11 protein-coding genes are annotated in these 12,675 nt (G+C 67.4%); 3 read left to right on the top strand and 8 right to left on the bottom strand.

Features of this window, described 5'->3' with window-relative positions; translation table 11 throughout:
* Window positions 1–71: 71 nt before the first annotated feature.
* Complete coding sequence (locus AC1DBQ_RS16760; RefSeq protein WP_476929583.1) at window positions 72–944, bottom strand: sulfurtransferase; 873 nt, start codon at window positions 942–944, stop codon at window positions 72–74.
* 48 nt (window positions 945–992) lie between these two features.
* Between AC1DBQ_RS16760 and AC1DBQ_RS16765 the strand changes: the two genes are divergently transcribed.
* Entirely contained in the window at window positions 993–2,114 is a 1,122-nt protein-coding gene (locus AC1DBQ_RS16765; protein WP_476929584.1) for a PLP-dependent cysteine synthase family protein, read from the top strand.
* A 38-nt stretch (window positions 2,115–2,152) separates the two neighbouring features.
* Here AC1DBQ_RS16765 and AC1DBQ_RS16770 read toward each other — a convergent pair whose 3' ends face one another.
* The gene (locus AC1DBQ_RS16770; protein WP_476929585.1) at window positions 2,153–2,809 is read right to left on the bottom strand and encodes an MBL fold metallo-hydrolase; all 657 of its coding nucleotides are present in this window, start codon (window positions 2,807–2,809) and stop codon (window positions 2,153–2,155) included.
* A gap of 136 nt (window positions 2,810–2,945) precedes the next feature.
* On the opposite strand from AC1DBQ_RS16770, the gene AC1DBQ_RS16775 reads away from it, so the two are divergent.
* Window positions 2,946–3,437 carry a Fur family transcriptional regulator gene (locus AC1DBQ_RS16775; RefSeq protein WP_476929586.1) on the top strand — a complete coding sequence of 164 codons (492 nt, stop codon included), beginning with the start codon at window positions 2,946–2,948 and terminating at the stop codon, window positions 3,435–3,437.
* A 145-nt stretch (window positions 3,438–3,582) separates the two neighbouring features.
* On the opposite strand, the gene AC1DBQ_RS16780 is transcribed toward AC1DBQ_RS16775, so the two are convergent.
* From AC1DBQ_RS16780 to AC1DBQ_RS16805, 6 genes are all read right to left on the bottom strand, one after another.
* A complete protein-coding gene (locus AC1DBQ_RS16780) occupies window positions 3,583–4,482 on the bottom strand; it encodes a metal ABC transporter permease (protein WP_476929587.1) in 900 nt (299 codons plus the stop codon).
* A complete protein-coding gene (locus AC1DBQ_RS16785) occupies window positions 4,483–5,298 on the bottom strand; it encodes a metal ABC transporter ATP-binding protein (protein ID WP_476929588.1) in 816 nt (271 codons plus the stop codon).
* Between the two features lie 50 nt (window positions 5,299–5,348).
* Window positions 5,349–6,308: a metal ABC transporter solute-binding protein, Zn/Mn family gene (locus AC1DBQ_RS16790; protein ID WP_476929589.1), complete on the bottom strand. Its 960-nt coding sequence runs from the start codon at window positions 6,306–6,308 to the stop codon at window positions 5,349–5,351.
* 131 nt (window positions 6,309–6,439) lie between these two features.
* The gene (locus AC1DBQ_RS16795; protein WP_476929590.1) at window positions 6,440–7,504 is read right to left on the bottom strand and encodes a hemolysin family protein; all 1,065 of its coding nucleotides are present in this window, start codon (window positions 7,502–7,504) and stop codon (window positions 6,440–6,442) included.
* Window positions 7,501–8,838 (bottom strand): hemolysin family protein, encoded by a 1,338-nt coding sequence (locus AC1DBQ_RS16800; RefSeq protein WP_476929591.1) that lies wholly within the window; start codon window positions 8,836–8,838, stop codon window positions 7,501–7,503. Before AC1DBQ_RS16800 ends, AC1DBQ_RS16795 begins: the two co-directional genes overlap by 4 nt.
* A 354-nt stretch (window positions 8,839–9,192) precedes the next feature.
* The gene (locus AC1DBQ_RS16805) at window positions 9,193–10,680 is read right to left on the bottom strand and encodes a GuaB1 family IMP dehydrogenase-related protein (RefSeq protein WP_476929592.1); all 1,488 of its coding nucleotides are present in this window, start codon (window positions 10,678–10,680) and stop codon (window positions 9,193–9,195) included.
* Between the two features lie 291 nt (window positions 10,681–10,971).
* On the opposite strand from AC1DBQ_RS16805, the gene AC1DBQ_RS16810 reads away from it, so the two are divergent.
* Window positions 10,972–12,675: 2-oxo acid dehydrogenase subunit E2 (locus AC1DBQ_RS16810; protein WP_476929593.1), on the top strand; the 1,704-nt coding region annotated here is incomplete at its 3' end.

The raw sequence follows: 12,675 nt of genomic DNA on the forward strand, positions 1-12,675 counted from the left end.
ATCGGCAGCCTGTCGGGGATGACCAAAGTGAGGACAGGCGCTGTCAGTGCGTGAACCGGCGATGAGGAGCTCTAGCTTGAAGCCGCGTCCGCGCCATACGGGGCGGCCCCGCTGATGACCTCGTTCGAGGCGCTGTGACACCACTCGGAGAACGAACCGGGGTACAAAGCAGCGGTAAAGCCAGCGATCTCGAGGGCGGCGATTTCGTGGGCCGCCGTCACCCCGGAACCGCAGTACACGGCGGTGGGGACGGCTGAACGGTAGCCGAGCCGTTCGAAGCGTTCCCGCAGCTCGGCCGGGGGCAGAAACCGCCCGTCGGGCTGCAGGTTCCCGGTGGTGGGGGCACTCACTGCGCCCGGAATATGACCGGCGCGGGGATCCACGGGTTCGACTTCCCCGCGGTACCGCTCCCCCGCCCTGGCATCGWGAAGCAGCCCGCRCCGACCCCAGGAAGCCGCCTGGCCGGCGTCGATCGCGGGCATGGCTCCCMCGGACACAGTGACATTCCCCGGTGCAGGCTGCTCGGCTCCGGCTGCCAGATCGAACCCGGCAGCGCGCCAGGCGGCCAGACCKCCGTCGAKCAGCTGGACGGAACGGAAGCCGGCGTTGCGCAGCATCCACCACAGCCGGGCGGCGGCCATGTTGCCGCTGTCGTCGTACGCCACGACGGCGTCGCCATCGTTGATGCCCCAGCGGCGCGCGGACTCCTGGAACTGCTGCGGCGTCGGCAACGGATGCCGACYGCGGCTCGGTTCCGCGGGGCCGGCAAGTTCGGTGGCCAGATCCACGAAGATAGCTCCGGGGATGTGTTCGCGCAGGTAGTGGTCGTGGCCGTGGGGGTCGCCCAACGCCCAGCGAACATCCAGGAGCACTGTGCGGCGGCCCGTTTCTCGGGCGCTGTCCAACCGGTCCTTGAGAGMAACTGCATCGATGAGGGTGTCCATGCGCCCACTCTATCTTCGGCCTCCCGCCGTCTTCGGTAGGCTGTAGCGGTGAACACCGCGCACCGACACGACCGGGCCTGGGCCGACGAAGCCGTCCGCCGGATCAATGCCGAGAACAACCGATMTGCCGACACCCACCTGTATTCCGTCCCGCTCCCGGAGCACTGGGGCGTGCAGCTGTACCTGAAAGACGAATCCACCCACCGCACGGGCAGCCTCAAGCACCGGCTGGCACGTTCGCTGTTCCTGTTCGGCCTCGTCAACGGCTGGATCCGGGAAGGCACCACGATCGTCGAGGCCTCCAGCGGCAGCACCGCCGTCTCGGAAGCCTATTTTGCGCAGCTGCTMGGACTGCCCTTCATCGCGGTCATGACCCGKACCACCAGCCGGKAGAAGATCGCCCTGATCGAGCAGTTTGGCGGCTCGTGCCATCTGGTGKACMATGCCTCCGAGGTCTACGACGCCGCCGCCGGCCTCGCCAGCAGCACCGGCGGGCACTACATGGACCAATTCACATACGCCGAACGGGCCACGGACTGGCGCGGGAACAACAACATCGCCGAGTCGATCTTCGGCCAGCTGGCCCTGGAGGAGCATCCGGTCCCCCGCTGGGTGGTGGTCGGTGCAGGCACCGGCGGCACCAGCGCCACGATCGGCYGCTACCTGCGCTATCAGCGCCATGAGACGAGACTCGCCGTCGTCGATCCGGAAAATTCCGCGTTCTATCCGGGCTGGCGGGACAGCCAGTCCAACGGCGGGAACTCCGCCGCCCGCGGTACATCAACTGCCGGGACGGCGTCGGGCCTGCCGTCCCGCATCGAGGGCATCGGCCGGCCGCGGATGGAGCCGAGTTTTGTGCCGGCCGTGATCGACCACATGATCCAGGTTCCCGACGCCGCGTCCGTGGCGGCCATGCGCCACCTCAGGGAGCACGCAGGGCTTCACGCCGGGCCGTCCACCGGCACTAATCTCTGGGGTGCGTGGCAGCTCATCGCCGGGATGATCGCCGAGGGCCGCCGGGGCAGTGTTGTCACGCTCATGTGCGACGCCGGGGACCGCTATGCCGGGAACTACTACAACGCGGAGTGGCTGGCTGCCCACGATCTGGACCCCGAACCCCACGAGGCCGTGCTGCGCGGCTTCTTCGAGAGCGGGGTGTGGCCGGACTGAACCGCCGGGGCGCCCGCGGTGGCTAGACCTCCAACGGGCTAGACCTCCACCGAGTCTCCGCTGGAGAGGTGCCGGTACTCGGTCCCGTATTTCGCTCCGATCCGGGTCACATGCCCTTCAATCAGGCCTCGGCCCGTGTCGTTCAGGAGCGCGTCGTGGACCGGGAACGCMAGCGGTGCGCGGACGCCGATCACAAAGTCCACCACTTCGCCCACCTTGTTCCACGGGGCGTGAATGGGGACCAGCAGCGTCCGGACCTCGACGCCGTCGGGAATCGCGAAGGAGTCCCCCGGGTGGTAGACGTTGGCATCCACGAGGTAGCCCACGTTGGCCACGACGGGAATCTGCGGATGGATGAGGGCATGCTGAMCCCCGAAGGTCCGGACCGCGAAGCCTGCCGTCTCAAAGTCCTCGCCGACGGCCGCCGCGTGTATGCGGCTCGCGGCGTCGGGCGCTTTGCTGCGCAGCGTGACGGCCACAACCTCCGKGGCGAACAGCTCAAGGGCGGCGTTGCCCTGCAGCGCCGCGGCGACGGCGTCAACGTCCACATGGTCCGCGTGCTCGTGCGTGATCAGCACGGCATCCGCCCCGGCCAGCGCCTGGTCCGTCTCAKAGAACGTACCCGGGTCGAGCACCAGCACCCGGCCGTCCTTCTMGAGTCGGACACAGGCGTGGGTGAATTTGGTCAGCTTCATCCGGCCAGCCTAGGCAACACCCGTCACGGTGTCCACGGAGCGCTGCCGGCAATCTTGGACGCTGGTAATCTTGGACATTGCCACCATGCCTCAGCGGGTCCCCCCGCGAAACCCCCAATGCGAAGCGAGTTCAACGATGTCCCAGGGCGCCACCGCCGGCAGCAGCCGGATTCCGGCCCCGGCGTCAGCGCCGAGACCCGTCTCGTCCGCGGCACCGGCGCAGGGCAAGGAKCAGCGCGTCACCAAACAGCGTCTCGCCGTCAGTGCCGCCCTGGACGATCTGGCGGACTTCGTCAGCACGCAGGAGCTGCACCGCATTCTCCAGGAGCGCGGGAGCACGGTGTCCCTCGCGACGTCCTACCGCATCTTGCAGTCCCTCGCGGACGACGGGCTGGTGGATGTCCTGCGCAACGCCGACGGGGAAGCCGTGTACCGGCGCTGCGCCGTCACCGGGCACCACCATCACCTGCTGTGCCGCAACTGCGGCAAGGCCGTGGAAGTTGAAGCACCCGCGGTCGAAGCCTGGGCCGCGAGGATCGCGAAAGAGCACGGATTCACGGCTGTGGAGCACACCGTGGAAATCTTCGGGCTATGCCCCGAGTGCACGGCGCTGCAGACCGCAAAGTAGCCTCGCCGTCGAAGTTCCCTGCAGCACGACGGCCGAATTTCCCCGCCTTTGACGTGGATCAGCGGCAATCAACCAGCGGGTCGGGGCGCCACGCGGTCGATCCTGCGCAAACCTGGGGAAAATCGGACGCGGCAGGCGCACGCGCTCAAGCCACCGGCGTCGAGGTAGGGGTCGGCGTGCGGACAACCCGGCCATTAAGTCCCCGCTTCGCCCGCGCACCGCCGATCACCCGGCAGGCCACGTAGATCAGGAACGACAGCGTAGTGACGTAGGGGCTGATGGGCAGCCGGCCGCCGAGGGCCAGCAGGATTCCGCCGACGGTCGCCGTCATGGCGAAGACGATGCTCAAGGTGACCACCAGCCGGGGCGAGGACGTGACCCGCATGGCCGCCGCCGCCGGCGTGATCAGCAGGGCCAGCACCAGCAGGGCGCCCACAATCTGGATCGATAATGCCACGCTGATGCCCAGCAACACCATGAAGGCCAGGGACAGGGCCCGCACCGGCACGCCGCGGGCGGTGGCGACGTCGGGGTCCACGCTGRCAAAGGTCAGGGGCCGCCAGATGGCGACCAGCGCCAGCATCACCACGACGGCGGCGGCTGCMAGGACCTGCAGCTGGACCGTTCCGACGGACACAATCTGCCCCGTGAGCAGGCCGAACTTGTTGGCGGCCCTGCCCTCATACAGGGACAGGAACAGKATGCCCAGGCCCAGACCGAACGGCATGATGACGCCGATGATCGAGTTCTTGTCCCGCGCACGGACGCCCATGAGGCCCAGCACCACGGCCGCCAGCACCGATCCTGCCAGCGAGCCGAGGATGATGTCCGCGCCGATCAGCAGCGCGAACGCCGCACCGGCAAAGGAGAGTTCGGAGATGCCGTGGACCGCGAAGGCCAGGTCCCGTTTCATCACGAAGGTGCCCATGAGGCCGCCCAGCAGCCCGAGGACGGCGCCGGCCCAGATCGAGTTCTGCACCAGGACCAGCAGCTCGCCGTAGTTTTCGAAGTTGAAGATTGAATGCAGCAGGTTGCCCAGATCCATCTAGCCCGCCTCTCCCGCGACTGAATGCGCGTCGTGGTGGTGGTGCGTCGTGGCATCGGGCAGCCCCACCACGATCAGCCGGCCGTTGGCCTGAATGACTTCTACCGGGCTGCCATACAGATCGGAGAGCACCTCGGTGGTCATGACCTCGGAAGGCGTGCCTACGCGGAACCGTCCGCCGGCCAGGTACAGGACGCGGTCCACGTAGTCCATGATCGGGTTGATCTCGTGCGTCACGAACACCACGGCGCTGTCGGCATCGCGGCATTGCTTGTTGATCAAGGCGCTGACGGCCTGMTGGTGCTGAAGATCCAGGGACAGCAGCGGCTCGTCGCACAAGAGCACCTTGGGATCCGTGGCGAGGGCCTGGGCCACGCGCAGGCGCTGCTGCTCACCGCCGGACAGCTKCCCGACCGGCACTTTGGCGTAGTCGCTGGCGCCGACGAGCTCCAGGAGTTCGTCCACCTTCCGGTTCACTTTTGCGCCGCCAAGGCGGATGCCCCAGCGGTGGCCGTCGACGCCGAGGGCCACGAGGTCGCGGGCGCGCAGCGGCGTGTCGGGGTCGAAGGATTTCTGCTGCGGGACATAGCCGATCCGGCGGCTTCCCCGTTCGACGGGCCTGCCGTCAAGCACGGCCGTGCCCGTGCTCAGCTCCTGCAGCCCGAGCAGGACCTTGAGGAAAGTGGTCTTGCCGCTGMCGTTAGGACCGAGTACGGCGAAGAATTCACCCGGGTTGATGTCCAGGTCCAGGCCCTCCCACAGTGTCCGCTGGCCGAACGACAGGGAGGCGCCGCGGAGGCTCACTACCGGTGTCAAATGAGGTTTCCTCGATTTCCCTGCGGAGACAGACGCTTCCGTTGTTGCGATCATCCTAGGGCCTTGCTGATGCTCGCCACATTTGCGGTCATCCATTGCAGGAAGGTCTGGCCCTCGGGAAGGGTTTCGCTGAAGTTCACGACCGGGACGCCGGCGGACGCGGCGGCTTTCTTCAGCGCCAGCGTCTGCGGCCCCTCGGTCTGGGTATTGTAGGCCAGCAGCCGGACGCTCCCCGATCCCACGAGATCGACGGCGGCCTTGAGGACGGCCGGCGGGACATCGGCGCCTTCCTCGATCGCCGCCGTGTATTCGGCCGGGGTCTTGTTCTCCAGTCCTGCATCTTCCAGCAGGTACAACGGCACCGGCTCGGTGACGGCCACGGGCACATGATCCTTCGCKGACTTCATCGCGGCGAGCTTGGTTTCCAGGCCGCCGAGCGAGTCCTTGAAGGCGGCCGCGTTGGTCCGGAACGTCTCCGCCGAGGCGGGTTCCAGCGTGCCGAGTTTGTCGGCAATGGCGTTCGTGAGGCGGGACATGGCCGGCAGGCTGTACCAGACGTGCTCGTTCAGCCCGGTGGCCGCATGGGTATGGCCGGAGGCCTCGGGGCTCGCCGCTGCCGGGCTTTCGGAGGCAAGGCCGGAGACGTCCACGGCGCTGATCACATTGCCGCGGTCMAGCCCGGTGTCCGTTGCGAGCGTGTCGATGAAGGAGTCGTAGCCCCCGCCGTTCTCCACCACGAGTTCKGCCTTGGAGACAGCCAGTTTGTCCTGGGTGGTGGCCTCGTAGGAGTGCKGGTCCTGGCTGGTGCGGCTGATKATCGAGCTGACCCGGACCTTGTCGCCGCCGATGCTGGAGACGATGTCGCCATAGACACTCGTAGAGGCTACKACGTCGACGACGCCGTCGCCGGCGGTCCCCCGGGCGCTTCCCGCCGTCGGAGCGCACGCGGTCAGCAGGAGGCCTAGGCCGGCAAAACCAGCCAGCACGGCTCGGGCAGCGGGACGGCGCACGGGAAACCTCGGATCTGTTATTGAGAATCAGGAGCAATAGCAACAGCCCGAGTGTATCCMTAAATAGGAATCATTCCTATTTAGGGATACCCGGCGCGCCGCCGTGCCGCCCGTCCGCTACTGGCAACGCGCTACTGCTCCTGGCCCAGCCTCCGGTAGCCGGTGGCCTGCGTCGCGTCGCGGRTCTCGCCGACCAGCTGCTCGATCACGTCTTCCAGGAACAGCACGCCCTGGGTCAGCCCGTCGGGCCCGATCACGCGGGCCAGGTGCGAGCCCGTGCGCTGCATGACGGACATGGCCTTCTCGATTTCGTCGTCCATGGCGAGGTTCGCCAGCGACCGGATGCGGCTTTCCGCAATCGCCTGGTGGTACCCGGCGTCGGGGATGGACAGCACGTCCTTGATGTGGAGGTAACCGGCCAGCATGCCGTCGTCGTCGAGCATCGGGAAGCGCGAAAAACCGGTCCGGCTCACTGCTTTTTCGAATTCCGCCGGCGTGGTGGCCGCTTTGAGCATGACGAGCTTGTGCAGCGGCACCATCACGTGGGACGCCGTGTGCTCCGAGAACTCCAGCGCTCCGGTGATGAGCCCGGCGTCGTCGTCCACGAGCCCGTGACGGGTGGATTCCTGCACGATCGACTGCACCTCTTCAAGGGTGAAGGAGGACGTGACCTCATCCTTCGGCTCAATCCGCATCAGCTTCAGGATGTGGTTGGCGGACCAGTTGAGGGCCGCAATGACGGGCTTCACCACCCGGGCAATGAACATCAGCGGCGGAGCCAGCAGCAGCGCCGCCTTGTCCGCGACGGACACCGAGATGTTCTTCGGCACCATTTCGCCAAACGTGACGTGCAGGAACGTCACCACCAGCAGGGCGACGGCGAAGGCCACGAGGTCCGCAGCCTCCATCGGGATGCCTGCCGCTTCCAGCGGCACCGCCAGGAGGTGGTGGATCGCGGGTTCGGCCACCTGCAGGATCAGCAGCGAGCAGACGGTGATGCCGAGCTGGGCGCACGCGAGCATGAGGGAGACGTTTTCCATGGCCCGCAGGGTGGTCTGCGCGCGCTTCGAGCCGGCCTCGGCCAGGGGCTCGATCTGGCTCCGGCGGGCGGACATGATGGCGAATTCAGCCGCCACGAAGAAGGCGTTGCCKACCAGCAGGACGGCAAGCCACAGGATTCCTGCCCAGTCGCTCATGCGGCACCTGCCTGGCTGGCGGGMTGGCCGCTGCCCGGGACCCGGGCGGGCCGGAAGCAGATCCGGTCGATCCGGCGGCCGTCCATGCGGGTCACGCTGAGCGTTCCGCCGACGACGTCGACCRTGTCGCCGACTGCCGCGATGCGGCCAAGCTGGCTCATGACGTAGCCTCCCACCGTTTCGTAGGCAGCTTCGTCGGGCACGGTCAGGCCCGGGATCTGTTCGGAGAGTTCATCGGGCCGGAGCAGTCCGGGGAAGTACCAGTCGCCCGAGGCGCTCTGGAGCAGCCCCGGCCGGACTTTGTCATGTTCATCGGCCACTTCCCCGACGATTTCCTCCACGAGGTCCTCCAGCGTGGCGACGCCGGCCGTTCCGCCGTACTCGTCGAGGACGACGGCCAGTTGCAGGTTGCCCTCACGCAGTTCGGCAAGGAGGGCATCCAGGTGGATGGTTTCGGGCACCCGGAGGACATCGGTCATGATGGCGCCGGCCTGCAGTTTGGCGCGGCGGTCCGCGGGAACGGCGATGGCCTTCTTGATATGGACCACGCCGCGGATGTCATCGGACGACTCGCCGATCACCGGGAAACGGGAGTAGCCGGTGCGCTTGGCGGCCTCGACGATGTCCGACACCGGCTGGTCGGCGTCGATGGTCTCCACCCGGATGCGGGGGGTCATGACGTCCGCGGCGGTCCGGCCGGAGAACTTCAGGGTCCGGGCGATGAAGTTGGCCGTTCCGGCGTCGAGCGTGCCCATGGCCGCGGAGCGGCGGACGAGGGAGGCGAGTTCTGCCGGGGTGCGCGMGCCGGAGATTTCCTCCTTGGCCTMCAGGCCGAAGACGTTGAGGACCTTGTTGGAGAAACMGTTMAGGACCACGATTGCGKGCTTGAAGATCGCGGTGAACACCAGCTGGGGCCGGGCAACGGCCTTGCCGATCKGGAAGGACAGGGCGATCGCCATGTTCTTGGGCACCAGTTCGCCKATCACCATGGAGAGCAGGGTGGCCAGCGCCATCGCCAGGATCAGGGAGACGGAGGCGACCGCCGCTGCCGGGACTCCGATGGCCGCGAGAGGGCCTTCGAGCAGCTTGCCGACGGACGGTTCCATGACGTAGCCGGTCAGCAGTGTGGTCATGGTGATGCCGAGCTGGCAGCTGGAGAGCTGGGTGGAGAGGGACTTGAGGCATTTGAGCAGAGGCTCGGCGGCGGTGTCTCCCCTGTCGACKGCGCGCTGCACTGTCGCCTGATCAAGGGCGACCAGGGAAAATTCCACGGCAACGAAGAAACCGGTGCCGAGGATGAGCAGGAGCCCTGCTACGAGGAGAAGCCATTCCATTTAATGGCCTGCTTCCGGAGCGGCGGCGCACAGCCGGTGCCGTTGCGGGGTGCGTAATGGCTGGAGGCGGCGGGCCGGCGGAGGATGGTCGGCGGCAGCCGACGCTGTGTCCTGGAAGGCTCCGGAGTGGCGAATGGCCGGAGAGTGATGGGCGCGTGAACGGGGTTTGCCGGCTCTGCGGGTGGACTGCGCGGGAACGGTTTCCGTTCTTCGCTGACAGCCCCCAGGCCGGCACCTAGATTTACTGTCCATAAGAATTTCAGTCTACAGGAGCAGCCGCCGCCAGCCCCCGAGCTGCGGCGTCACGGGGGGCGTCACCCCGCGGCGTTCGCCCACCGGGCCCACCAGCCGGGCCTACCAGCTTTGCGGGACGGGGCGGCCTTCCTCGTACCCGGCCGCGGACTGAATGCCGGCCACKGCACGTTCGCGGAAGGCGGCGAGATCGGCGGCGCCGGCGTAGCTCATGGAGCTGCGCAGGCCGGCGGTGATCATGTCCAGCAGGTCCTCGACGCCGGGCCGCGCCGGATCCACGTACATCCGGGACGTGGAGATGCCCTCCTCGAAGAGGGCCTTGCGGTCCTTCTCAAAGGCGCCCTCGCGCTGGTTGCGGTTCTGCACGGCGCGGGCGGACGCCATGCCGAAGCTCTCCTTGTACTGCCGGCCGCCCGCGTCCAACTGCAGGTCTCCCGGGCTTTCGTGAGTGCCGGCAAACCAGGACCCGATCATGACCTGGCTCGCCCCGGCAGCCAGGGCCAGTGCGACGTCGCGCGGGTAGCGGACACCGCCGTCGGCCCACACCCGGCCGCCGGCGTCCCGCGCCGCCGCGGAGCATTCCAGGACGGCGCTGAACTGCGGGCGGCCCACGGCCGTCATCATGCGGGTGGTGCACATGGCGCCCGKACCCACGCCGACCTTGACGATGTCCGCTCCGGCCTCGATGAGCTCCCGGGTGGCCTCGCCGGTGACCACGTTGCMGGCTACCACGGGCACGCCGGGGTTGAGTCCCTTCACGGCGGCCAGGGCGTCGAACATTTTCTGCTGGTGGCCATGMGCGGTATCGAGGACCAGCACGTTGACGCCGGCAGCCAGGAGCTCGGCCGCCCGCCCGGCCACGTCACCGTTAATCCCGACGGCGGCAGCCACCTTGAGTTTGCCGTCATCGTCCAGGGACGGGCGGTAGATGGTGGAGCGAAGGGCGCCCTTGCGGGTGAGCACACCGGCCAGGACACCGTCCTGCTGCACCGGCGCATAGTCCGTCCCGGCGGCGTCCATCGCCTCAAAGGCGCGGCGGAGCGACTGGGCCGCACCGGCAGCATCCGCGGCCGGTCCGCCCGTCAGCGTTCCCGCACCGAGCATCCCGGCATCCAGCACGAGCGGCTGGTGGCGCAGTACGGAGGCCAGCGATGCGAAACGGTCCTGGCCCTCGCAGTCGGCGGCACGGACCACTCCGGTGACGGCGCCCGCCGAGTCCACCACCACCACGGCCCCGTGCGGCCGCTTGCCCATCAAGTGCAGGGCATCGATCACGGTGTCCGTGGGTGCCAGGGTGACGGGGGTCTCGAGGACCGGGTGGCGGCCCTTGATCCAGGCCGCAACGTCCCGGATGACATCGAGCGGGACGTCCTGCGGCAGGACGCCCAGGCCGCCGCGGCGGGCCATCGTCTCGGCCATCCGCTTTCCCGTCACCGCCGTCATATTCGCCGCCACCAGCGGAATCGCCGAGCCGGTCCCGTCGTCGGCCGCGAGATCCACGTCCAGGCGCGAGGTGACATCGGAACGGGACGGGACGAGGAAGAGGTCGGAGTAGGTCAGATCGGTGATGGGCTCATTCAGGAAACGCACGGCTGCTCCTTAGCTGGCACCTTCGGCACCAAACGGTTCTCCCTCGATTCTAKGGCGATTTCCRGTGCGGCAGCCGCCGCATCCTCGCCGGTTCCGCACGACATCTTCACGCCAATTMAGTGGCCGCCGGGGCAGATCATGATTTGAGTCACGCTTATTGGCGGTTTAGCAAGAATCGTCACTAGACTGGCATGGGTCTGGGTTCACTGGACGCAGAGACTGGCTCGATCGTTGTGCCGAAGCACCGTGGAAGCCAGAGGGAATCAAACTCATGGAAGAGGCGTATTTCAAGTGCCAGAGCAGCCTAGCCACCGTCTACCAGAGGAATTTGGCGGAAACGAGTGGCTCGTTGACGAACTGTACGAGCGTTACCAGCAGGACAAGAACACGGTCGACGCCAAGTGGTGGCCCCTGTTCGAATCCTTTGCAGCTAGTGACGCCTCTTCCGCCAACGGAACGTCCGGCACAGCAGTCGCTGTGCATCCTGCCACCCGTGAACTTCCCGTTGTAGCGCCTGCTGCCGCAGCGCCGGCAGCAGCTGCGCCCGCCGCACCTGCGCCCGCCACGCCCGCAGCCCCCGCTCCGGCCCCCGCAGCCAAGAAAGCCCCGGCCACCGTCGCCCGGGACGGCTCCAAGACCTCCGACGCCGGCCCCGGCACCGCACCGATCCCGGCACAGCTGCCCAAGAACGTCAAAGCCCCGACGGCGCCGGAAGAGGACGTCGTCTCCGTCCTGCGCGGCCCGGCCAAGGCCATCGCGTCGAACATGGTCACCAGCTTGGAAGTGCCGACCGCCACGAGCGTCCGCGCCATCCCGGCCAAGCTGCTGATCGACAACCGCGTCGTCATCAACTCCAACCTGGCCCGCGCCCGCGGCGGCAAGGTCTCCTTCACGCACCTGATCGGCTACGCCGTCATCCGCGCCCTGTCCCAGTTCCCCTCGATGAACGTCTACTACGACGAGATCGACGGCAAGCCGGTGGCTGTCCAGCCGGCGCACGTGAACTTCGGCATCGCGATCGACATGCCCAAGCCTGACGGCACCCGCCTGCTCATGGTGCCGAACATCAAGAAGGCGGAGACCCTCAACTTCTCCGAGTTCTGGCACACCTACGAGGACCTGATCAAGCGCGCCCGCAACGGCAAGCTGACCGCGGACGACCACTCCGGCACCACCGTGTCCCTGACCAACCCCGGCGGCATCGGCACCGTGCACTCGGTGCCCCGCCTGTCCAAGGGCCAGGCCGCCATCATCGGCGTCGGCGCACTGGACTACCCGGCCGAGTTCMAGGGCGCCAGCGAGAAGATCATCGCGCAGAACGCCATCAGCAAGGTCCTCACCCTGACCTCCACGTATGACCACCGCGTCATCCAGGGTGCCGGCAGCGGCGAGTTCCTCAAGCTTGTGCACCAGCTCCTGCTGGGTGCTCAGAACTTCTACGACGAAATCTTCGAGTCCCTGCGCATCCCGTACGAGCCCGTGCGCTGGAGCCCGGACCTCCAGGTGGACCCTGCCGACGAGATCAACAAGGTCGCCCGGATCCAGCAGCTGATCCACGCCTACCGCGTGCGCGGCCACCTCATGGCGGACACCGATCCGCTGGAGTACGTCCAGCGCAAGCACCCGGRCCTCGATGTCCTGACCTACGGCCTGACCCTGTGGGACCTGGACCGCGAATGGCCCACCGGCGGCTTCGGCGGCAAGCCGATGCTGAAGTTCCGCGACATCCTCGGCGTCCTCCGCGACGCCTACTGCCGCACCGCCGGCATCGAGTACATGCACATCCAGGACCCGGCCGAGCGCAAATGGTTCCAGGACCAGATCKAGCACCCGTACTCAAAGCCGAGCCGCGACGAGCAGCTGCGCATCGTCTCCAAGCTCAACGCTGCCGAGGCCTTTGAGACGTTCMTGCAGACGAAGTTCGTCGGCCAGAAGCGCTTCTCGCTGGAAGGCGGCGAGTCCCTGATTCCGCTGCTTGACGCCATCATCTCCGAC

Source organism: Arthrobacter sp. 10T413_2 (assembly GCF_056394205.1).